17 protein-coding genes are annotated in these 22,098 nt (G+C 71.4%); 10 read left to right on the top strand and 7 right to left on the bottom strand.

Annotated elements, in window-relative coordinates; translation table 11 throughout:
* The first annotated feature begins 107 nt into the window (after positions 1-107).
* The 3 genes from AB0B50_RS22560 (at position 108) to AB0B50_RS22570 (ending at position 4,171) form a co-directional block, all read left to right on the top strand.
* On the top strand, positions 108-1,106 hold the full coding sequence (locus tag AB0B50_RS22560) for a DUF4349 domain-containing protein (protein WP_362334597.1): 999 nt from the start codon (positions 108-110) through the stop codon (positions 1,104-1,106).
* 110 nt (positions 1,107-1,216) lie between these two features.
* Positions 1,217-2,605 carry an FAD-dependent oxidoreductase gene (locus AB0B50_RS22565; RefSeq protein ID WP_362334600.1) on the top strand — a complete coding sequence of 463 codons (1,389 nt, stop codon included), beginning with the start codon at positions 1,217-1,219 and terminating at the stop codon, positions 2,603-2,605.
* Positions 2,606-3,244: 639 nt separating this feature from the next.
* Positions 3,245-4,171 (top strand): NAD(P)-dependent oxidoreductase, encoded by a 927-nt coding sequence (locus AB0B50_RS22570; RefSeq protein ID WP_362334603.1) that lies wholly within the window; start codon positions 3,245-3,247, stop codon positions 4,169-4,171.
* 237 nt (positions 4,172-4,408) lie between these two features.
* Here AB0B50_RS22570 and hemE read toward each other — a convergent pair whose 3' ends face one another.
* Positions 4,409-5,482 carry a uroporphyrinogen decarboxylase gene (gene hemE / locus AB0B50_RS22575; RefSeq protein ID WP_362334605.1) on the bottom strand — a complete coding sequence of 358 codons (1,074 nt, stop codon included), beginning with the start codon at positions 5,480-5,482 and terminating at the stop codon, positions 4,409-4,411.
* 86 nt (positions 5,483-5,568) lie between these two features.
* Between hemE and AB0B50_RS22580 the strand changes: the two genes are divergently transcribed.
* The 5 genes from AB0B50_RS22580 (at position 5,569) to AB0B50_RS22600 (ending at position 12,287) form a co-directional block, all read left to right on the top strand.
* Positions 5,569-6,228, top strand: a complete 660-nt coding sequence (locus AB0B50_RS22580; protein ID WP_362334608.1) for a DUF3000 domain-containing protein — start codon at positions 5,569-5,571, stop codon at positions 6,226-6,228.
* A gap of 226 nt (positions 6,229-6,454) precedes the next feature.
* Complete coding sequence (locus AB0B50_RS22585) at positions 6,455-7,117, top strand: response regulator transcription factor (protein ID WP_030687574.1); 663 nt, start codon at positions 6,455-6,457, stop codon at positions 7,115-7,117.
* A gap of 78 nt (positions 7,118-7,195) precedes the next feature.
* Positions 7,196-8,461, top strand: coding sequence for a ribonuclease D (locus AB0B50_RS22590; protein WP_362334611.1), 1,266 nt, complete (start codon positions 7,196-7,198; stop codon positions 8,459-8,461).
* Positions 8,462-8,931: 470 nt separating this feature from the next.
* Positions 8,932-10,158, top strand: coding sequence for an acetyl-CoA C-acyltransferase (locus AB0B50_RS22595; protein ID WP_362334614.1), 1,227 nt, complete (start codon positions 8,932-8,934; stop codon positions 10,156-10,158).
* Positions 10,155-12,287: a 3-hydroxyacyl-CoA dehydrogenase NAD-binding domain-containing protein gene (locus tag AB0B50_RS22600; RefSeq protein ID WP_362334616.1), complete on the top strand. Its 2,133-nt coding sequence runs from the start codon at positions 10,155-10,157 to the stop codon at positions 12,285-12,287. Before AB0B50_RS22595 ends, AB0B50_RS22600 begins: the two co-directional genes overlap by 4 nt.
* A gap of 62 nt (positions 12,288-12,349) precedes the next feature.
* On the opposite strand, the gene AB0B50_RS22605 is transcribed toward AB0B50_RS22600, so the two are convergent.
* Positions 12,350-13,447 carry a hypothetical protein gene (locus AB0B50_RS22605; protein WP_362334618.1) on the bottom strand — a complete coding sequence of 366 codons (1,098 nt, stop codon included), beginning with the start codon at positions 13,445-13,447 and terminating at the stop codon, positions 12,350-12,352.
* 85 nt (positions 13,448-13,532) lie between these two features.
* Between AB0B50_RS22605 and AB0B50_RS22610 the strand changes: the two genes are divergently transcribed.
* Positions 13,533-13,901, top strand: a complete 369-nt coding sequence (locus AB0B50_RS22610; protein WP_362334621.1) for an NTP pyrophosphohydrolase — start codon at positions 13,533-13,535, stop codon at positions 13,899-13,901.
* A 52-nt stretch (positions 13,902-13,953) separates the two neighbouring features.
* Here AB0B50_RS22610 and AB0B50_RS22615 read toward each other — a convergent pair whose 3' ends face one another.
* The 5 genes from AB0B50_RS22615 to AB0B50_RS22635 all read right to left on the bottom strand — a co-directional run bounded on the left by AB0B50_RS22615 (position 13,954) and on the right by AB0B50_RS22635 (position 20,825).
* Positions 13,954-15,027, bottom strand: coding sequence for an NlpC/P60 family protein (locus AB0B50_RS22615; RefSeq protein WP_362334624.1), 1,074 nt, complete (start codon positions 15,025-15,027; stop codon positions 13,954-13,956).
* Between the two features lie 15 nt (positions 15,028-15,042).
* The gene (locus tag AB0B50_RS22620) at positions 15,043-15,525 is read right to left on the bottom strand and encodes a poly-gamma-glutamate biosynthesis protein PgsC/CapC (protein ID WP_037664152.1); all 483 of its coding nucleotides are present in this window, start codon (positions 15,523-15,525) and stop codon (positions 15,043-15,045) included.
* The gene (pgsB, locus tag AB0B50_RS22625; RefSeq protein ID WP_362334627.1) at positions 15,522-17,102 is read right to left on the bottom strand and encodes a poly-gamma-glutamate synthase PgsB; all 1,581 of its coding nucleotides are present in this window, start codon (positions 17,100-17,102) and stop codon (positions 15,522-15,524) included. Before pgsB ends, AB0B50_RS22620 begins: the two co-directional genes overlap by 4 nt.
* 4 nt (positions 17,103-17,106) lie before the next feature.
* A complete protein-coding gene (locus AB0B50_RS22630) occupies positions 17,107-19,347 on the bottom strand; it encodes a HAMP domain-containing protein (RefSeq protein WP_362334630.1) in 2,241 nt (746 codons plus the stop codon).
* A gap of 278 nt (positions 19,348-19,625) precedes the next feature.
* Positions 19,626-20,825: a CapA family protein gene (locus tag AB0B50_RS22635; RefSeq protein ID WP_362334633.1), complete on the bottom strand. Its 1,200-nt coding sequence runs from the start codon at positions 20,823-20,825 to the stop codon at positions 19,626-19,628.
* A gap of 23 nt (positions 20,826-20,848) precedes the next feature.
* Between AB0B50_RS22635 and AB0B50_RS22640 the strand changes: the two genes are divergently transcribed.
* The gene (locus tag AB0B50_RS22640) at positions 20,849-21,832 is read left to right on the top strand and encodes a hypothetical protein (protein ID WP_362334636.1); all 984 of its coding nucleotides are present in this window, start codon (positions 20,849-20,851) and stop codon (positions 21,830-21,832) included.
* Positions 21,833-22,098: the final 266 nt, after the last annotated feature.

The raw sequence follows: 22,098 nt of genomic DNA on the forward strand, positions 1-22,098 counted from the left end.
CGGCGAGTCCCGACCGTGACCGCATCGGGACCGGTCGGCAACCATCGTTTCGCCCTTCCCCGGCGTCGTAGGAGCACCAGTCACCACGTCCCTCGGGGGGTACGTCGATGCACACGTCCAGCAGGTCCACTCACCGCCCGCCACGGCACCGCGCGCTCCGGGCCCTGTTCGGGCTCCTGCTCGCGGTCGCCCTGGCCGTCACGGGGTGCTCGGCGGGAGCGGGCGACAGCGACAGCGGTGGCGACGGCAAGGCGGCGGGCGCCGAGGCCAGGGACAAGGGGGCGGCCGGCGCGGATTCGGGCCGCTCCGGGAGCTCCGAGGCCGATCAGTCCGGCGCGAAGAAGCCTCCGAAGCTCACCGGCACGCACGTCATCCGCACCGCGAAACTCACGGTGCGCGTCAAGGACGTGCCCGACGCCCTGGCGGACGCCCGCGCGGCGGCCGAGGACGCGGGCGGCATCGTCGGGAACGAGAACACCACCCGCGACTCCGAGGGCCGCGAACGCACGCGTGTCGTGCTGCGCGTCCCGCAGGACAAGTACGAGGAGGTCCTCAAGTCCCTCGAAGGCACCGGCACGTTGATCGACCGCGAGGCCAGGGCGCAGGACGTCACCGACCAGGTCGTCGACGTCGACAGCCGCATCAAGTCGCAGCGGGCCAGCGTGGCACGCGTACGGGAGCTGATGGACAGGGCGACCAAGCTGAGCGATGTGGTCACCCTGGAAGGGGAGTTGAGCACCCGTCAGTCCGCCCTGGAGGCGCTGCTCGCCCAGCAGGCCTCGCTGAAGGACCGTACGAGCATGGCGACGATCACGCTGTCGCTGAGCGAGAGCGCGGTGAAGGCGGACGAGAAGGACGACGACCCGTCGTTCGTGGACGCGCTCGCGGGCGGCTGGGACGCGTTCGTCACGATGCTGCGCTGGATCGCCGTCGCCCTCGCGGCGGTGCTGCCGTTCGCGGCGGTGGCCGCGCTGTTGCTCGCGCTGTGGCTGCGGGTCGTGCGGCCTCGGCTGCCGCGTCGGGCCGCGGTGGTGCCCGCGGGGGCACCCACCGCGCCCCCGACGTCGCCACCGGCCGTCGCCGGTGGGCAGGGCGACGAGGACTGACCACAGCTGCGGGCCGTATGCGGCCGGTCGCGCCCGCGCGGCGGAGCCGCACGTGTCACAGCCTCGCGCCCCTTGTGGGGCGCAGCTCCGAGCCGCCGTAGCGTGTGCCCATGAGCAGCACACAGGAGCGACTGGTGGTCATCGGGGGCGACGCGGCCGGCATGTCGGCCGCGTCGCAGGCACGCAGGCTCAAGGGCCCGGACGAACTGGAGATCATCGCGTTCGAGCGCGGTCACTTCACCTCGTACTCGGCGTGCGGCATCCCCTACTGGGTGGGCGGCGACGTCGAGGAGCGGGACGATCTCATCGCCCGGACACCGGAGCAGCACCGGGAGCGGTCGATCGACCTGCGGATGCGCACGGAGGTGGTCCGCCTCGACGTCCCGGGCCACCGCGTGCTCGCCCGCGACCTCGAAACGGGCGAGGAGTACTGGACGGCGTACGACAAGCTCGTGATCGCGACCGGGGCCCGCCCGGTCCGTCCGCCGCTGCCCGGCATCGACGCGCCGGGGGTGCACGGGGTGCAGACCCTGGACGACGGCCAGGCGCTGCTCGACACCCTGGCGCGTACGGAGGGCCGCAGGGCCGTGGTGATCGGCGCGGGCTACATCGGCGTCGAGATGGCGGAGGCCCTGATCACCCGCGGCTACCGCGTCACGGTCGTCAACCGCGGCAAGGAGCCGATGTCCACGCTCGACCCCGACATGGGGCGCCTGGTGCGCGAGGCGATGACCGGCATGGGCATCGAGATGGTGAACGACGCCGAGGTCACCAAGATCCTCACGGGCGAGGACGGGCGGGTCAGGGCGGTGGCCACGGAAGCCGCCGAGTACCCGGCGGACGTGGTGGTCCTCGGCATCGGCGTACGCCCGGAGACCACGCTGGCACGCGAGGCGGAGCTGCCGCTGGGCGAGCACGGCGGCCTGCTCACCGACCTCGCGATGCGGGTGCGCGGAACCGCGGCGGGTGGGGTCATCTGGGCCGGCGGTGACTGCGTGGAGGTTCTCGACCTGGTGTCGGGGCGCGAGCGGCACATCGCGCTCGGCACGCACGCGAACAAGCACGGTCAGGTCATCGGCTCGAACGCGGGCGGGGGTTACGCGACGTTCCCCGGCGTGGTCGGCACGGCCGTCAGCAAGGTGTGCGACCTGGAGATCGCCCGCACGGGCCTGCGGGAGAAGGACGCGCGGGCGGCGGGGCTGCAGTACGTGACGGTGACCATCGAGTCGACGAGCCGGGCCGGTTACTACCCCGGGGCGGCCCTGATGACGGTGAAGATGCTCGCGGAACGGCGCACGGGCCGGCTGCTCGGCGTCCAGATCGTCGGCCGCGAGGGCGCGGGCAAGCGGGTCGACATCGCGGCGGTGGCGCTGACGGCGGGCATGACGGTGGAGCAGATGACGGCGCTCGACCTCGGCTACGCCCCGCCGTTCTCCCCCGTCTGGGACCCCGTCCTGGTGGCGGCCCGCAAGGCGGTGGCGGCGGTGCGGGCGGGCTGACGGCCCGCCCGCGGACGGGAATGTTCCCGAACACGCCCTGATCCGCACCCCCTCCACAGCGGCAGAACGCGCTTGCCGTGCAGGTCAGAACGCGCTTGCTACGAAAGGGCGTTGATGCCGCGCCGGCTTCCGCTTGGCCGGATCGGGACGGTTCGCGCCGCCCCCGATCCGCGCCCCGCGGGAGCGCGCCCACGGGCGGCACGTGTATCCGGCACGCTTCAACGGCGCGCGCTCCGGCGACCCGTCTGAGCGGCCACGGTCTCGCGGAATCAATGACTCCGCAGCGCATCGCCTTCCCCGGCCCCCTCGCGCCGCCACCCCTGACGCAGTCCCAACTTTTTTGCGCCAGGTTTCACAGAACCAGCACAGACCCCACAAGTGGACCGCACCATGTGACGCGTCAGAGCGGCACGGACACCCACTGCGACTGGTGGCCGTGCCGTTGGGGGGCGGGGCGCAGGGTGGAGACACCCGTTCGGCCTGTCCGTGGAGGGGACCACACACCGTATGAATCACACCGCACGAGCGGCGGCTCCCGGCGCCGACGCTCGGCTTTCCACCCGCGCCCGCCCCGAAGCGGGCCCGGGGGCACCGGAGTTCACCACGCGCCGCTCGCCACTCCTCAAGGGAGCGTGAACCGTGCGCATTCTCATCCTGGGCTCCACCGGGTACCTGGGCGGGCACATCGCGGAGCTGCTGCGCGCCGTGCCGGGCGTGCGGCTGCTCCGCGGCGGCCGCGCCCCCGTGGACGACCTCCGGATCGACCTCGCCACCGCAACGCCGGGCGTGCTCGCCGAGCAGCTGACCCGGGCCGCGCCGGATGCCGTGGTGAACTGCGCGGGCACGGTCGGCGGCGGCCCGCTGCCCCTCGCCGAGGTCAACTCCCGCGGCCCCGCGGTCCTCTGCGAGGCCTTGTACGCGGCGGCGCCGACCGCTCGCCTGGTGCACCTGGGCTCGGCGGCCGAGTACGGCCCGACCGGCATCGGCGAACGCACCCCGGAGGACGCCCCGGCCCGCCCGGTCACCCCGTACGGCGCCACCAAGCTGGCCGGCACCCTCGCCGTCCTCGAGTCGGAGCTCGACGCGGTCGTGCTGCGGGTCACCGACCCGGTGGGGCCGAGGGCTCCGGCCGCCGGTCTTCCCGGCCGCCTCACCGCGGAACTGTGCCGCGCGGTGTGCCGCCGCCCGCACGGCACGGTGCGGGTCGGCGATCTGTCCCCGCACCGGGACTTCGTCGACGTACGCGATGTCGCGCATGCCGTGGCGCAGTCCCTCGCCCTGCCGGGTCGGCTGCCGCGCCTGATCAACATCGGCAGCGGTCGCGCCGTGCCGGTCCGCGACCTGGTGCACGGCCTGATCGGCGAGGCGGGCTTCACCGGACGCCTGGAGAAGACGCCCGGCGCGGTCGGCCGCTCCACGGCGGTGCCCTGGCAGTGCGCCGATGTCACCGCGGCGAAGTGGGAGCTGGGCTGGCAGCCGAGGTTCACCCTGCGCGAGTCACTGACCGCGCTCTGGGCCTCGGACGGCACCCCGCACCTGGCGCGGACCGCGGGGAACGGGCGATGACGCGTCAACGGCCGGAAAGGCGGACGCCGGCTCGACACCCATCGCCCCGATGTGCTCCGCCCGCTCCTCGCGACACGCGTCGGCATCGACCACCCCGGCCTCTTCGCCGACCTCTCCTCGGCCTCTCCTCGATGTGCGGGAAGCGGAACCTGGAGGCGTGGCGCAGGCGCTGCCGAGATCGCCCCTAACAGAAAAGGGTCCCTGCCCGATCGGGCAGGGACCCTTTTCAGACATTTTTCAGACGGCCGTACGCGTGTGGACGTACTCCACGAGCCGGGTCAGCGCCTCGGGGTCCGTGCTCGGCAGAACGCCGTGCCCGAGGTTGAAGATGTGCCCCTCCAGGCCGTTCGCGGCGGCGAGCACCTCGTCCGTCTTGGCCTCGACGGCCTCGCGCGAGGAGAAGAGGACGGCCGGGTCGAGGTTGCCCTGCAGCGCCTTGCCGGGCCCGACGCGGCGCACGGCCTCGTCCAGCGGCACCCGCCAGTCGACGCCCACGACATCGGCGCCCGCCTCGCCCATGAGACCGAGCAGCTCGCCCGTGCCGACGCCGAAGTGGATGCGGGGCACGTTGTACCGGGCGACCGCGTCGAAGACCTTCGCGGACGCGGGCATGACCGCGCGCCGGTAGTCGGCGGGCGACAGGGCGCCCACCCACGAGTCGAAGAGCTGCACGGCGCTCGCGCCCGCCTCGATCTGCACCTTCAGGAAGGCGGCGGTGATCTCCGCGAGCCGGTCGAGCAGGTCGGCCCACAGCTGCGGGTCGCCGTACATCAGCGCCTTGGTGTGCTCGTGGTTGCGGCTCGGCCCGCCCTCCACGAGGTAGCTCGCGAGGGTGAAAGGCGCACCCGCGAACCCGATGAGCGGCGTCGACCCGAGCTCACCGGTGAGCATCCCGATCGCCTCGGTGACGTAGTGCACGTCCTCGGGGGTCAGGTCCCGCAGCTGCGCGAGGTCGGCGCGCGAGCGGATGGGGTTCTCGACGACGGGCCCGACGCCCGGCTTGATGTCGAGGTCGATCCCGATCGCCTTCAGCGGTACGACGATGTCGCTGAAGTAGATCGCGGCGTCGACGTTGTGACGGCGCACCGGCTGCAGCGTGATCTCGGTGACGAGGTCGGGCCGCATGCAGGACTCCAGCATCGCGGTGCCCTCGCGGACCTTGCGGTACTCGGGCAGTGAGCGCCCCGCCTGGCGCATGAACCACACCGGCGTGTGCGGCACGGCCTCGCGCCTGCACGCCTTCATGAACGGGGAGTCGTACGTCGCTGCGTTCTGCCGGCCCATGGGGCCCCGGCTGTCATTGGCACTCACGCGGAAAGTCTCGCACGTTGACCGGGGGACCCCCTGACGGGTGTCTCTCCCTGCGCGAAGGCGCCGTTCCCCTTAACCTTCCCCGCATGGCTGCGGCTCAGGGACAACGGTCGGACGGCGCTGGCGAGATGGAGAGTTCGGAGGGGAAGGTGACGGATTCGGCTCCGTTGCCCTTCCGCGCGGCGGTCGACGCGCTGCGGGGGGCACGGCTGCGGCCGGAGATCGAGATCGATCCGACGCGTCCACCGCAGCGGCTCGCACCGTACGCGTACGCGCTGGAGGCGGCGGTCGTGGACGGCGACGAGGACCTCGCGGACGGGCGGCTCGTCCTGCTCCACGATCCGGCGGGACACGACGCCTGGCAGGGCACCTTCCGGCTCGTCACGCTCGTGCGCGCCGAGCTGGAGCCGGAGATGGCGGCCGACCCGCTGCTGCCGGAGGTGTGCTGGTCCTGGCTGACCGGGGCGCTGCGGGCGCGCGGGCTCTCCGCGGGCGAGGCGAGCGGCACGGTGACGCGCGCGGGCTCGCACTACTTCGGAGGGCTCTCGGAGCGACCGCCCGCTTCGCAGATCGAGATCCGGGCCTCGTGGACACCCCGGGAGGGCGCCGGTGGGGTACCGGACGCGGGGGCGCATCTCGCGGCGTGGTGCGATCTGCTCTGTCAGATCGCCGGACTGCCGCCCGCGGGGCCCGGGGACGGGTCCGTGGTGTCGCTGCCGCAGCGGCGGGGACCGCTCTCCCCCTGAGCCGCCGGCTCGGGCCTGTGTGGGGTCACCCGGAAGGGGGCGTGTTCGGTTCGATCTTCGGATGATCGAGCGCTTGTCCGAATTGCCCCGATTGCGGCTCACTAAATCGTGATCATTCCCTAAAGGCGGGCGGGTTTGGTGCCGAAGAGGTTTGTGACCTTGAAAAGCACGGTTCGTCCCGGCTTCATCCCCGAGCCGGCCCCGTCCCGCCACCCCAGGAGGCCTGGTGTCCGTTCTCCTCGAGCAGCCCGCAAGCCTGGTCGCCTACCGCCCGAACAAGCCGACCGCCATGGTCGTCGTGGCCGACCCCCGCGTCCGTTCCACCGTCACCCGCCACCTGTGGGCGCTCGGTGTACGCGACGTCATCGAGGCCTCGTCCATCGCGGAGGCTCGTCCCCGCATCGGCAACCCGCGTGACATCTGCGTCGCAGACGTCCACCTCCCCGACGGCTCCGGCCTGACGCTCCTCTCCGAGACCCGTGCCGCGGGCTGGCCCAACGGCCTCGCCCTCTCCGCCGCCGACGACATCGGCGCCGTACGCAACGCCCTCGCGGGCGGCGTCAAGGGCTATGTCGTCACCGGTACACGTACGAACGTCGGACTCCCCACCCGCCCCGGCGCCGCCCCCATCGGCTCGGCCGCCGCCAGAATGCACCGTCGCCCTCCGGGCGCCCCGAGCCACCCCGGCGGATACCGCGAGCTGTCGGGCCGTGAGGTCGAGGTGCTCCGCCTGGTCGCGGAGGGCCAGTCCAACAAGGCCATCGGCGTCTCGATGGGCCTGTCCGCCCTGACCGTCAAGAGTCACCTCGCCCGGATCGCGCGCAAGCTCGGCACCGGGGACCGGGCAGGGATGGTGGCGGTCGCGCTGCGTACCGGAATCATCCACTGACTGATTTACAACCCTCTCGCGCCCGTCGACGGAACGTTCCGTCGACGGGCGCTGTCCATACACAGATACCCTTGACAGGTGACCGACGCCCAAGAGACCGCAGAAGACAGCTCACTGCGAACCACCGGAGGCGGCCCTCCGGACGACGTCGAAACGGCGCCGATCCCTTTGCTCGAGCCGCGTGACGGCGTGCCGCCGGTGATCGCCGACGAGGAATCCCTCGCCGCGACGATCGCCGCCTTCGCCGCGGGCACCGGCCCCGTCGCCGTCGACGCCGAACGCGCGTCCGGCTACCGGTACGGCCAGCGGGCCTATCTCGTACAGCTCCGCCGCGAAGGCGCGGGCACCGCTCTCGTCGACCCCGTCGCCTGCCCCGACCTGTCCGGGCTCGGCGAGGCCATCGGCGACACCGAGTGGGTGCTGCACGCCGCCACCCAGGATCTGCCGTGCCTGCGGGAAATAGGCATGGTTCCGTCGCGGATCTTCGACACGGAGCTTGCGGGGCGGCTCGCCGGGTTCCCGCGGGTGGGGCTCGGCGCGATGGTCGAGAGCGTGCTCGGCTTCGTGCTGGAGAAGGGGCACTCCGCGGTCGACTGGTCCACGAGACCCCTGCCGGAGCCGTGGCTTCGGTATGCGGCGCTGGACGTGGAGTTGCTCGTCGACCTGCGCGACGCCCTGGAGAAGGAGCTCGACCGGCAGGGGAAGCTGGAGTGGGCCCGCGAGGAGTTCGACGCCATCGCCTCCGCACCGCCCGCGCCTCCCCGCAAGGATCCCTGGCGGCGCACGTCCGGCATGCACAAGGTGCGGCGTCGTCGTCAGATGGCGGTCGTACGGGAGCTGTGGACCGCGCGCGACCGGATCGCGCAGCGGCGTGACGTGTCGCCGGGCAAGGTACTCAGTGACGGCGCGATCGTCGAGGCGGCGCTCGCGTTGCCGCCGAACGTTCATGCGCTCGCGGGGCTTACGGGGTTCGGGCACCGGATGGGGCGGCGTCAGCTGGAGCAGTGGCAGGCCGCGGTCGACCGTGCCAAGGCTCTGCCCGACTCCGAGCTTCCGCAGCCGGGGCAGGCGGTGAGCGGGCCTCCGCCGCCGCGGTCCTGGGCGGACCGGGATCCTGCCGCCGCCGCGCGGCTCTCCGCCGCGCGGGCAGCGGTATCGGCTCTCGCCGAGCAGCTGCACATGCCGCAGGAGAACCTGATCACTCCGGACACGGTCCGGCGCGTCTGCTGGGAGCCTCCGGCTCGGGTGGACGTGGAGTCGGTCGCCGCCGCGCTGGCCGGGCATGGCGCCCGGCAGTGGCAGATCTCCCAGGTGACGCCGGTTCTGGTGACGGCGCTGGGCTGACGGCGGGCCGCCGCACGCCTTGACCGCCGCTTCGCGGCGAAAGCCCTTCCCACCCACTCACCCGTTCACCCCGCAACACAAGGCGAGGAACGAACGGGTGGGTGGGTGGTTCGCGTTGCGGTGCGGGAACGAGTTCAAGAGTGGGAGGGCCATCGCAGAGCGGGTCGGCTCGAGCCTGTCGGCGGCTGGCCTTGCAGTGCGGATGCCGGGTATACGGGCGGGTGGGTGGGAGACCGTGGTGCGGAGCGGCGGGGCGGCGCGAAGGGTGCGGAGGGAGCGGCAAACCGGGGCTGCTCCTGCGGCCACCCGTGGATGCCGGGTAAACGAGCGGGTGGGTGGGAGAGCGCCGTCCGGTTCGGGAATGTGACGCTCACCTCCCCGGGGCGGGCCTTGGCCGGGTAGTTACCGACAAGTAGCATGAACCCAGGAAGCGCGCCGTAGGCGCACCCGCACCCTGGAGGAGAGCCATCGTGCCTCGTACCGTCAGGGACGTCGTCTTCGTGGACGGCGTCCGCACCCCGTTCGGCAAGGCGGGCCCGAAGGGCATCTACCACGAGACCCGTGCTGATGACCTCGTCGTCAAGGCCATCCGGGAGCTGCTGCGCCGCAACCCGGACCTCGACCCCGCCAAGATCGACGAGGTCGCCATCGCCGCGACCACGCAGATCGGCGACCAGGGTCTGACGATCGGCCGCACCGCCGGCATCCTCGCCGGTCTGCCGCAGTCCGTGCCCGGCTACTCCATCGACCGCATGTGTGCCGGTGCCCTGACCGCCGTGACCTCCGTCGCGGGCAGCGTCGCCTTCGGTGCGTACGACATCGCCATTGCCGGTGGTGTCGAGCACATGGGCCGCCACCCCATGGGTGAGGGCGTCGACCCCAACCCGCGGTTCGTGAGCGAGAAGCTCGTCGACGAGTCCGCCCTCTTCATGGGCATGACCGCCGAGAACCTGCACGACCGGTACCCGAGCATCACCAAGCAGCGCGCCGACGAGTACGCCGTGCGCTCGCAGGAGAAGGCCGCCAAGGCGTACGCCGACGGCAAGATCCAGGCCGACCTCGTGCCGATCTCCGTACGTCGGACGAACGAAGAGGCCGGTGAGACCGGCTGGGGTCTCGCCACCGCCGACGAGCCGATGCGGCCGGGCACGACGCTGGAGAACCTCGCGGGCCTCAAGACGCCGTTCCGTACGCACGGGCGCGTCACCGCGGGCAACGCCGCCGGTCTCAACGACGGTGCCACCGCCTCCCTCATCGCCTCCGAGGAGTTCGCCCGCGAGAACGGCCTGCCGGTCAAGATGCGGCTGGTCTCCTACTCCTTCGCGGGTGTCGAGCCCGAGGTCATGGGCTACGGCCCGATCCCGGCGACGGAGAAGGCCCTCGCCCAGGCGGGGCTCTCCATCTCCGACATCGGTCTCTTCGAGATCAACGAGGCCTTCGCCGTCCAGGTCCTCGCCTTCCTGGAGCACTACGGCATCGCCGACGACGACGCCCGCGTCAACCAGTACGGCGGCGCCATCGCGTTCGGCCACCCGCTCGCCTCCTCCGGCGTACGCCTGATGACGCAGCTGGCGCGGCAGTTCGAGGAGCAGCCCGAGGTCCGCTACGGCCTCACGACCATGTGCGTCGGCTTCGGCATGGGCGCGACGGTCATCTGGGAGAACCCCCACCACAAGGACGCCGGAGGCGAGAAGTGAGCACCACCACCGCTGAGCTCCTCAAGGGGGCCGCCGAGCTGTTCCCCGACGAGGTCGTCACGCAGGCGCACGTACGCCACCTCGACCTCCCCCAGGGTGCCGGGCGCTTCGCGCTCATCACGCTGGACAACGGCTTCGACCACACCAAGCCGACCACCTTCGGCCCGGCCTCGCTGGCGAACCTCAACGCCGCCATCGACCAGGTCGAGAAGGAGGCGGCCGAGGGCTCAATCGTCGGCGTCGGCATCACCGGCAAGCCGTTCATCTTCGCCGTCGGCGCCGACCTCAAGGGCGTGGAGCTGCTCAAGCACCACGAGGACGCGCTCGCCATCGGCAAGGGCGGACACGAGGTCTTCAAGCGGCTCTCGGGCCTCGCCGTGCCGACCTTCGCGTACTACAACGGTGCCGCGATGGGCGGTGGCGTCGAGGTCGGTCTGCACTGCTCCTACCGCACCGTCTCCAAGGCGCTGCCCGCCTTCTCGCTGCCCGAGGTCTTCCTCGGCCTGGTCCCGGGCTGGGGCGGCTGCGCGCTGCTCCCGAACCTGATCGGCGCCGACAAGGCCGTCTCGGTCATCATCGAGAACTCGCTCAACCAGAACCGCCAGCTCAAGGGCAAGCAGGTCTTCGAGCTCGGCATCGCCGACGCCATCTTCGAGGGCGCGGACTTCCTGGAGCAGTCGCTGATCTGGACGGCGTCCGTCCTGAGCGGCTCGACCGAGGTCGTCCGTCCCGAGATCGACCGCGGCGAGGGCTGGGACGCCGCCGTCGCGCGCGGCCGTGCCATCGCCGACTCCAAGGTGCACGGCGCCGCTCCGGCCGCCTACCGCGCCCTGGAGATCATCGCGGCCGCCAAGGACGGCGACCTGCAGCAGGGCTTCGACGCCGAGGACGTCGCGCTCGCCGACCTCATCATGGGCGGTGAACTGCGCGCGGGCATCTACTCGTTCAACCTCGTGCAGAAGCGCGGCAAGCGCCCCGCCGGCGCCCCGGACAAGAACCTGGCGCGCCCGGTCACCAAGGTCGGCGTCGTCGGCGCCGGTCTGATGGCCTCGCAGCTCGCGCTGCTCTTCCTGCGCCGCCTGGAGGTGCCGGTCGTGCTGACCGACATCGACCAGGAGCGCGTCGACAAGGGCGTCTCGTACGTCCACGAGGAGATCGACAAGCTCCTCCTCAAGGGACGTGTCAACCAGGACAAGGCGAACCGCCTCAAGGCGCTCGTCTCCGGTGTCCTGGACAAGGCCGAGGGCTTCTCCGACGCCGACTTCATCATCGAGGCCGTCTTCGAGGAGATCGGCGTCAAGCAGCAGGTGTTCGCCGAGGTCGAGGCCGTGGCTCCGGCGCACGCGATCCTCGCCACCAACACCTCCTCGCTGTCGGTGACCGAGATGGCGTCGAAGCTGAAGCACCCCGAGCGGGTCGTCGGCTTCCACTTCTTCAACCCGGTCGCGATCCTGCCGCTCCTTGAGATCGTGCGCGGCGAGCAGACCGACGACGCCTCGCTGGCCACGGCCTTCGGTGTCGCCAAGAAGCTGAAGAAGACCGCGGTACTCGTGAAGGACGCCCCGGCGTTCGTCGTGAACCGCATCCTGACCCGCTTCATGGGCGAGATCCAGAACGTCATCGACGAGGGCACCCCGGTCGCCGTCGCCGAGAAGGCCGTCGAGCCGCTCGGTCTGCCGATGTCGCCGCTGGTCCTGCTCGAGCTGGTCGGTCCGGCCATCGGTCTGCACGTCTCCGAGACCCTCAACCGGTCCTTCCCGGACCGTTTCACGGTCTCCCCGAACCTCGCCGCCGTCGTCAAGGCCGGCAAGCGCGGCTTCTACGTGTACGACTCCGGCAAGCCGGAGCTGGACCCCGAGGTCGCAGCCCTCCTCAAGCAGGGCGACTCCGTCCTGACCGAGGAGCAGGTGCGCGACCGCGTCCTGGACGCCGTGGCGCAGGAGATCGGGCTCATGCTCGACGAGGGCGTCGTCGCCGAGGCCCAGGACATCGACCTGTGCCTGATCACCGGCGCGGGCTGGCCCTTCCACCTGGGCGGCATCACGCCGTACCTGGACCGTGAGGGCGTCAGCGAGCGGGTGAACGGCAAGCGGTTCCTGGCGCAGGGCGTCGCGAGCGTTCCGGCGTAACCTTTCGTCTCAACGAAGGTGGGCCGTACGGGAGTTGTCCCGTACGGCCCGCCTTCGTTCGGTCACGCCCTTTCCCATGCCCCCAGCGCCAGCCCCGGCTCCGCCTTCTGACGGGCCAGGCGCAGTGTGCCGTCCGGGGCGATGGCCGCGATGACCACCCGGCCCCGCGCGTCGAGCGCCAACGCCGGTGCGCCCAGGCACGGTTCGCCCGTCTCGGCCCACCACAGCCCCGCCGCCTCGTCCTCCGTGGGGAACGCGGCGAGCGCCGGGCGGCCCGTGGTCGTGCGGTGGGCGAGGACCGTGCAGTCGTACCCGTCGACCGTCGTCCGCAGAGCCGCCGTGGGGCCCGGACCGGGAGAGCCGCCGAGGGGGATCACCGGGCCGTCGCCGTTGTCGCCGCCGCCTTCGCCGGGCCGGTGGGCCAGGACGCCGGTGCCGAGGACGTCGGCCGCGTAGTACGTGAGGCGGTCGGGGGCGGTCTCCAACGCCGTGCCGGAGCCGGGGGCCGGGGCGAGCGGGACGTCGTCGGCGCGCTCCAGCGCACCGCCCTGTTCCTCCTGGGCCCAGCGCAGCGTGGCCTTGGCGGTCGGCGCGAGGACCTCCACGCGGCCCGCCGCCGTGGCGAGCGCGACCGTGCCGTCCAGGGTGTCGCGGACCTTGAAGTCCTTCCACCCCTCCCACTTGCCGCCCTTGCCCTCGCGGCGCATCCGTACGCTGCCCACCGCGTCCCGCACGAAGACGTGGACGGTGCCCGCGGCATCCACCGCGGCGCAGGGCGCTCCCAGATGCGGGGCGCGCTCGACGAGCTTGGTGTGCGGATTGCCGAGCGAGCGCCAGTCCATGAGGGGCCGACCCGACTGGTACTGGATCGAGTGCACGATGTCGACGACGGCCTTTCCGGCGTCGGCTCCCTCGCCCCGGCGCTCCCTGCGCCCTACGAAGTGCACGTATCCGTCGGCCCCTTGGGCCAGCGTGAGGTAGGTCAGGTCGGGCGCCTCGAAGAAGTCGGGGCCCGACCACTGCGGGCCGCCCGGCCTGCTCTCCGTCCAGCGCAGCAGCCCGCCCTCCGCGCGGGCGTACGCGCTGAGGCGTCCGTCACGGCCGCGCAGCAGCCAACGGGCGGTCTCCGGGGCACCGGTGCTGGTGGACCTCGACGGCATGACTCGGCGCCACCCTTTCCACTTCCACGATCAGGATCACCTGCGCGCGGGCACAGGGTTTTGCCGATTAGTTTACGTTTGCCGCATGACAACTCTCGTCGTCGTCGACGCCGCGAACGTGGTCGGCTCCGTCCCCGACGGCTGGTGGCGCGACCGCCGCGGGGCCGCCGAGCGGCTGCGGGACTCCCTTGTCGCGTACGCCTCGGAAGGCCTGCCGGGACACCCGGGCCCGCTGGACATCGTGCTCGTGGTGGAGGGCGCCGCGCGAGGCGTAGCGTCCGTGCCCGGTGTACGGGTCGACTCGGCGCCCGGCAGCGGCGACGACCGCATCGTGGAACTGGCCGCCGAGGCCGCGGGCCGACCGTGCCTGGTGGTCACGGCCGACCGCGAACTGCGGCGCAGGGTGGGCGAGTCGGGGGCGGAGTACGCGGGTCCCCGGACCGTGCGGCCCTGAAGAACCGCTGGCACCGGCGGTACCGCTAGAACCGCTGGTACCGCTAGAACCGCTAGAGCCGCTTCGCGCTCCTCAGCGTCGACGCGTAGTACCCGTTCCCGTCGAGGCGCGACGTGCCGCCCTTGTCGCCGATCGTCGGACCGTTGACCTCCTCGCGGCTGGAGATGAAGATCTTGTGGCCGTCGGCGTCGTGGCCGAGGAAGATGCCGACGTGGTCGAGGCGCTGCTTGGTGCGGGCGTCGAGCTTGAAGAAGACCAGGTCGCCCGGCTGCACCACGTCGATGGACTTGGGACGGTCCTCCGCACCGACACCCTTGAGCTCGATGACGTCCGTGCCGACCTTGCCGCGCGCCATGCCGTTGGCGGTGCGGGGCAGGCCGTCGCCGACCTTGTCCGTGGCCATCAGGGGGTAGCGGGCGCGGTAGCCGAAGACCGTGCGGATGAAGCCCGAGCAGTCCATGGAGCGGGCGCGCGCCTTCTCCGGCTGCATGGTGGTGCCGTTGCGGAAGGTGTACGGGATGCCGAGGTAGTCGAAGAAGTCGGACTCCTCCAGGCGCAGGTCGTTGCCCGCGCTGCCGTTCGGGTTCAGCGGGCCGAAGTTGGCGTCGCCCGCGTACGCGATGCCCTCGTCGTCCTTCTTGACCGGGGCGCCCTCGACGTACTGGAACGCCGTCGCGAAGATGTCGTCCTCCTCGCTGCCGGAGAACTCCTTGTACCAGTCCTTGAACCACTTCTCCTTCTCCGCGCCCTCGCGCCACGTCTCCGGCATCAGCCGCACCCAGTCGTTCGTGACGACACGGGACTTGGTGTTGGCGGGCTCGGTGAAGGTGCGGCTCGGTCCGGTCAGCGTCGCGGTGCGCGCGCCGTCCGTGAAGGTGGCGAGGACCTTTCCGCCGTCGGTGCGCAGGACGGAGCGGTCGGGGTTCTTCAGGCGCTCCCACGTCTGCTTGCCGCTGCCCTGCTGCCCCGTGCTGCTGTGCAGCCCCGGGGTGTCGGTGACGGCCTGCACCTTCGGCGCCTTGGCCTCCTCGTCCTTGCGGAGCTCCACGGTCAGGTAGGCGCTGCCCGCGAGCAGGGCGAGCACGGTCGCCGCGTGCAGGACGGGACGCTTCTTCTTGGGCGGCATGAATGACTCCTGGAATCAGGCGGACGGCATGAAGCCGAGGAGGATCCCGGCGGTGAGGACGACGTAGGCCATGAGCGTCACCGAGCCGGTGGCCAGCAGGGTGGGGCCCTTGGGCTGGCGCACCAGCTGATAGGCGATCAGGCCGGGCACGATGAAGCCGAGGGTCTGGTTGCTGTACATCAGCGGGAACTCGAGCGAGAGCACGATCATGACGGTGGCCTGGAGCGTCACGCCGAGCAGCACGACCGCGGCGAAGAGCCGCTTGCCGTAGAGGATCACGAACCGCTGCATCAGCAGGGTGCCTACGTACGTCAGGACGGTGACGCCGACCACCATGGCCGCGCGCTGGAGGTCCTCGACGAGGGTCAGCGCCAGCCAGCCCGGGGTGATCATGCCGCCGGGCGAGAGGTTGGTCGTCAGATAGCAGACCAGGGAGAAGAGCAGCCCGAGCGCGATGCCGACCGCGGCGATCTCGGGGGTGAGGACGGAGGGAATCAACGGGGCTCTCCTGGGCTGTGCCACTGCTGGTAGTCGTCTGCGGCGGGCGGTGCGGGCGGCACCCGCGGCTCGAACAGGCCGCGGGTCCTGGGGGGTTGGGGCTGCGGGTCCTGGGGGGCGTACGGCTCATGGGCCGCCCGGGGCACGTACGGCTCCTGTGCCTGATGGGGCGTGTACGGCTCCTGTGCCTGATGGGGCACGTACGCCTCTTGGGGCGCGTACGTCTCGTGCCGCTGCTCCGGCACGTACACCTGCGGCAGCGGCTCCGTGTACCGCGTCTCGTACGCCTCCGGATAGTGCTGGTAGGGGTCGATGCGGGGCACGTACAGCTGCATCGTCTCCAGCGGGTCGCCGGTGTTCCCCGCGGGCGACGCGGCCCGCGCGGGCTCCTCGCTCTCGTCGGCGGGGAGTTCGGCGAGGTGTTCCAGGAGCAGTTCGCCCTGGCCGTGGATGTTGCCGATCGCGACGAGGGAGGAGTCGGGGCCGAGCTGCGCGAGCATCCGGCCCATGAACTCCTCGGGGTCGCGCCGGTCGCCGCCGAGGTCGACGGCGCGCGAGCGCCAGTCGGCGGGGATCGCGTCGATCGCGGACTTGGCGGGGTGGCCGATGACGAAGACCTTCTCCGGCTTCAGGTCCGGGATGATCTCGCCCATCTGGCCGTTGCGCTCGACGCGGTCGGGACGGCAGTTGATGACGACGTTGAGCGGGCGGTGGATGGCGCCGAGGTCGAGCAGCTGGTTGATGTTCATCAGCGTCGACTCGGGGTCGTTGGCCGCGAAGACGTTGGCGAAGCGGAGCTTCTTGCCGTCCTCGGTGGCGTACCGCTCCACGGAGAGGACACCGGGGTCCGGCGGAGCGTCGTACATGCCCTGGAGGGCCGTCTTGCGCTCCACGCCGAGGAGGTCGGCGACCTTCAGCGCGATGGCCACGTTCTCCTTGAAGGTGAACCAGCTGAAGCCGCGCAGCTCCTCGTCCGTCACCGTCTCCGGGTCGGCGTAGATCAGCTCGCAGTTCCGCGCGTCGGCCTCCTCCTTGAGGATGTCGAAGCGGTCCTTCTCCGCCGTGACGCAGATGCCGCCCTCCGGCATGGAGCGCGAAAGGGAGCGCGCCACGTCGTCGAGGGTCGGGCCCATCTCGGCGAGGTGGTCCTCACGGACGTTGCAGAGCACGCCGATCGTGGAGCGGATCAGCTTGGACTGGTTGATCTCCTGGAGCGCCGGCATGACCGCCATGCACTCGATGACGAGGGCGTCCGGATCGTACGCGGCCGCGCGTCGCACGATGCCGATCTGCTCGACGACGTTGGCGATGCCGAACTTGCGGTACACGGGCTCCTCGGTGGCATCCGGGTGGATGAACCGGGCCGCGGTGCCGGTGGTCTTGGCGACCGTGGTGAGTCCGCCGCCGCGCAGCGCGCCCGCGCACAGGCGGGTGATCGAGGACTTGCCGCGGATGCCGTTGACCAGGACCCGGGTGGGGATGTGCTCCAGGTTGGTGAAGTGCCGCCGCTGTTCGACGACTCCGGCGGCCAGCAGGATCGCGCAGCACACCACGAGCACGGTGTAGAGGAAGAGCACGGGTTCAGATCCTTCCGGCGAGGCCGGCCGTGACGCCGTCCCGTTTGCGCTGCGTGCCCGTCGGCAGCTGCTGCCTGATGAGTTCGAGGCTGCGGGTGACGGCGCCGACCTCGTCGTGGTGGCGCGGGTAGAGGACGGTGCGGCGGTCCCCGTCGGCGAGCGCCTCCGCCTGGTCGGCGAGGTGGCGCAGCGGGCGTACGACGACGATGTGCAGCCAGCCGAGGCAGGCCGCGGCGGCCGTGATGCCGAGCAGTCCCGCGAGGACCGTGCGGTTCTGGTAGCTGTACTCGGGGATCGCGAGGGAGGACGCGGGCTGCCAGCTGAGCACGGTCCACCCGAGGGAGCGGGCCGCGCCGCCGCCGACGAAGGGTGCCGCGGCCGCGATCTGGATGTCGTCGCCGTCGCGGTAGAGGACACCGCTGGGGCGCGGGCTGAGGCCGACCTTCTGTCCGGTGCCCTCGGCGAGCGCGTTCAGGCGGCCGCTGGGCAGCTCCTCGAACTCGCGGTACCCGGTGTTGGCGCCGATCACCCGGCGCTTGTCGTCGACGACGCGGACCTCGCCGAGGCCGGGGCGCTTGAGCAGCGAGTTGAGGAAGTCGATGCGGAACTCGCCCACCACCGCGGCTCCCTCGCGGCCCGGCACCTCGGCCGTGCCGAGGATCACCGGCTCCTTGCCGCCCTCGTCGATGACGCGGATCGGCTGGTCGGACGGGCCCTTGCCGGAGGGGCTCCGGGGGTCGCCGCCGGCCTTGGCGACGGTCTTTCCTGCGGCGTCGAGGACGTAGAGCGACTGGTAGCGGGTGTGCTGGTTCAGGGTGCTCTGGAGGACCTTGGCCATGTCCGACGGCTCGGTGCGGTCGCCCATGAGCGAGGCGACCGAGGTGAGGTCGGCGTGGCCTTCGTTGAGGGCGCGGCGGACCCGGTCGGTGAGGGTGTCGGTGCGCTCGCGCTGGTCGTTGACCATCTGCTGCGGTACGACGACGGTGTCGCCGGCGCGGTTGAGGAGCAGCAGGAGCGGTGCGGACCAGGCCAGCAGCAGGGCCGCGCAGAGCGCGATCAGGGTGCGGCTGCCGAACCTGCGGCGGCGTGCGGGGCGCTGCTCCTGCTGCTCGGCGGTCTCTCCGAGGAGCTGGCGGCGCAGGCGTTCGAGGGCGGCGCCGATGCGGGCCGCCTCTCCGTGCTTGGGCACGGTGACCGGCCTGTCGAGGTCGCCGCGGGTGAGGCGGCGGCCCTCCAGGAAGAGCTGGATCAGCGGGCGCTGCACGGTCCTCAGGAGCAGGAAGACCGTGGCGCCGCCGATCAGCAGGAGGGCGCCCGCGGCGATCAGGCCGAACGCGGAGTCGCTGGTGGCCGTGGGGTCCTCGGCGACCGGGACCATCGCGACGACGGTGAGGCCGAGCCGGGTCGCCACGGTGGACTCGCCCGCCTCGGGCCCCGCGAGGTTCGCGTATCCCCCGATGGCGCGCTCGCCGAGATAGCGCTCGCCGGTGAGGTGGCCGCTGACGCCGAGGAAGCCGCCGGAGCCCGGCTCCTTGGACATCAGCGGATGCGTGCGTGCCTTCTTCGCGGCGGTCTCGGCGAACGACTTGAGCTGCTTGTTGGACTGCTTGACCTCGTCGCGCTGCAGGTCGGTGAGGACCTGCTCGGGCTCGGGGATGCCGTCGGTGCTCAGGACGTGGCCGTCCTGGTCGACGACGGCGATGGAGCGGAACTTGCCGAGGCTGATGCCGGGGAAGCGCAGGCTGCTGGAGGCGACGAGCAGTTGCTGCGGCTGTCCCTTCCAGGTGAGCAGGGCGAAGGAGAGCAGGCGGGTCTCGCCGTTCTCCAGGCGCACCATGCGCGGCGCGAGGCCGTCCTCCTTCGCGAGCTCGCCGCGGTCGATGGCGGTCAGCGGGAGGTTCTCGCCGCGGGCGGCGAGCAGCTTGCCGGAGGCGATCTCGACGATCGCCGTGCCCATCCACTTCTGGTAGACGCTGCCGGTCTTGTCGAGGACGGCGTCGGCGGGCACGGGGTCGCCCGCGCTGAAGAGTTCGGCGGTGCGGGTCAGGTCGGTGACGGACTCGTCGATGGAGGCGCGCAGCGCGATGGCGCCGTCCTCGGCGAAGTGCTGCTGGGACAGCTTGACCGCCTTGGGGACGGCCTCCTGGCCGGCCCTTCCGAGGGTCAGGGCGGTGATGCCCGCGAGGGCGAGGAGCAGGACCGACAGCACGGCGATGGGGGGACGAATGCCACCCAGCAGGGACATGTCGGTCCTTCGGCGGACCTTGTGCCGCCGCTTCGAACGCGAAGCGGCCAAGGGGTGCTCCTCTCCTGGAGTGACGTGGGGGGTGGAACGCGCACAGTGATGCGTTCCGGAAGGCTTTGACCCGGGACACCCGAGGAGGGATGTACGAAGTAAGCGAAATGTGAGCTAGCTCGCGTCGGTCACGTGTTTGACACGTGTATCCGGGGCTTCGGTGATCGGAGGATTCGGTGGCCGGAGGATTCGGCGGCGGAGGGTTCGGCGGCCGGCAAGGAGCGGGCTCAGCCGGCGGGCAGTTCCTCCAGCGGCGCGAGCCCGTCCTTGCTCGCCCCGCGGTTCAGGAGCGTGCCCTGGGTGCGCTCGAAGGCGAGGCGGTAGCGCGAGCGCTGCTGCTCGCTGAGGTCGTCGCCGTCCCGGAGCGCGGCGGCCACGTCGAGGAGCCGGTGGTCCTTCACCGCGTTCTTCGGCAGGGCGCCGGTCTCGTCCGGGTCCGGCGGGATGTCCACGAAGGTGGGCACGTACTTGGCGTCGACGTCCCACTTCCCGCCGCGCTCGACGAACTCGAACCAGCCGATGACGCCCTCCTCGGTCAGCCCGCTGGGCACGTCGTGCCGGGCGATCTGGTTGCCGAGTCCGTACGCGATCCAGGTGCCGTCGACCTTCTCCATCGGCTGGACGACGTGCGCGTGGTGGCCGATGACCAGGTTGATCCCGGTCTCGTGCGCGATCTTGCGGGCGAGGGCGAGCTGCGGGGAGCTGGCGTTGGGCTGGTTCTCGCGGCCCCAGTGGATGCTGAGGATCACCACGTCGGCGCCCGCGTCACGCGCCTTCTTCTCGGCCGCGGCGATCGCGTCGAAGTCGTTCTGGTTGACGATCCAGGGCTTGTTCTTCGGCACCTCGCGGCCGTTGAACCCGAAGGCGAAGGCTATCTGCGCGACCTTGACGCCCTTCACATCGGTGATGAGCGGTTTGTTCGCCTCTGCGGCGTTCCGTGCCGAACCGGTGTGCCGCAGGCCCGCCTTGTCGAGGGTGTTCAGGGTGCGGGTGACACCGGCGGGGCCGTGGTCGAGGGTGTGGTTGGACGCGGTCGAGCACTGGTCGTAGCCGACGTCCTTGACCGCCGTGGCGATCTGCGGCGGCACGAGAAAGTCGGGATAGCTCTGGAAGGGGCCGCCGGGCTTGCCCACGACCGGCTCGAAGTGACAGATGCCGAGGTCGGCCTTGCTGACGACCGGCTTGACGCCCGCCATCATCGGCCGGAAGTCGAGCCCCTCCTCCCCCTTGCCGGTGACCTTGGCGTCCTTGCGCGCCTGTTCGGTCAGCTGCGGGTGGATGAGGATGTCACCCGCGGCGGCGACGGTGAACGAGCGGCCGGACTCGGCGGCCTTGTCGTCGCCGAAGGGGGCGCAGGCGGTACCGGCGAGCAGCAGGAGCGAGGATGCGGCACAGGTCACGAAATGCCTGCGGAAGGGACGTGTCATCACAGGGATATCTTTATACAACCATGACGAACTCCTGCACCCGACCGATCGCGACCGCAAAGAAGCTCGGGGTTCTCGCCCTCGTCACCGCCGCCGTCCTGAGCCTCGCGCAGTGCGGGAGCCCTTCGGGGAGTGACGGAGAACACGGGGGCGAGGAGGGCCGTCCCTCCGCCTCGGCCCCGGGGGGCCGGGACGACGGCGACGACCTGACGGAGCTCATCACCGGATACACCGCGGGCTTCCACGAGGACAGCGGATACCGCCGCCCCTCGCGCACCGACCGCCGCACGGTCGCCGAAGGCGTCGCGCTCCTCCTCGACCACCGGCGCCCCGAAGCCGAACGTCGCCTGTCCGACGTGGACTTCGCGGTGCGCACGGTCACCGACAAGGCCACCGGGCGGCGGTACGCGGAGATCGCCGACCGCTCCGAGGGCGGCGCGGCGCCGCGCGGCTGGGGCCGGGTCTACATCGACCTCGAAGGACCGGCGCGCTGGTCCGTGCAGGTGCCGCACCCCGTGGCCGACCAGAACACCGAACGGCTCGGCGCGGAACTCCTTCGCCGCTCCCCCGGCGGCATCCTGGTGATCGCGGGTGCGCATCGCAAAGCGGGGCGCGGCGGCGGGGCGGACGTCGCGCACCGCAGGGACACGGTGTTCCACGCGATCTGCGCCGAGCTGGCCAGGCGGGGCCTGCCCGGCGTCCAACTCCACGGCATGGCGGACGACTCGGCTCCTGGGTACGACGTGGTGGCCTCCACGGGCAGCGGCGACAAGGCAGTGCGGGAGGCTCGCGCCTTGGCGGACTCACTCAAGGACCGCGGGTACAAGGTCTGCCGGGCCTGGGTCAAGGACTGCCCCTTGGCCGGCCGCAAGAACATCCAGGGCCGAGCGGCCGAGGACCGGAATGTGCCGTTCCTGCACGTGGAGTTCGGCCCGGCGATTCGCGAGAAGCGGGAGGAAGGGCGGCGGGCGGTTGAGGCATTGTCGACGGTGACGCGGGGGTGGTGACGGAGGTGGGAATCTGCGGGTAGGTGGGGGCTTGTCGCGCAGTTCCCCGCGCCCCTTGACGGGGCGACCGGTCGCGTCGTCGGGTGCGAGTGATTCGTGGTTGCTCGCGCAGTTCCCCGCGCCCCTGACGGGGCGACCAGTGCGTCGTCGAGTGCAAGTAGTTCGTCGTTACTCGCGCAGTTCCCCGCGCCCCTGACGGGGCGACCAGTGCGTCGTCGAGTGCAAGTAGTTCGTCGTTACTCGCGCAGTTCCCCGCGCCCCTGACG

It is taken from the genome of Streptomyces sp. NPDC041068, assembly GCF_040647455.1.
In the GTDB taxonomy this organism is placed as follows: domain Bacteria; phylum Actinomycetota; class Actinomycetes; order Streptomycetales; family Streptomycetaceae; genus Streptomyces.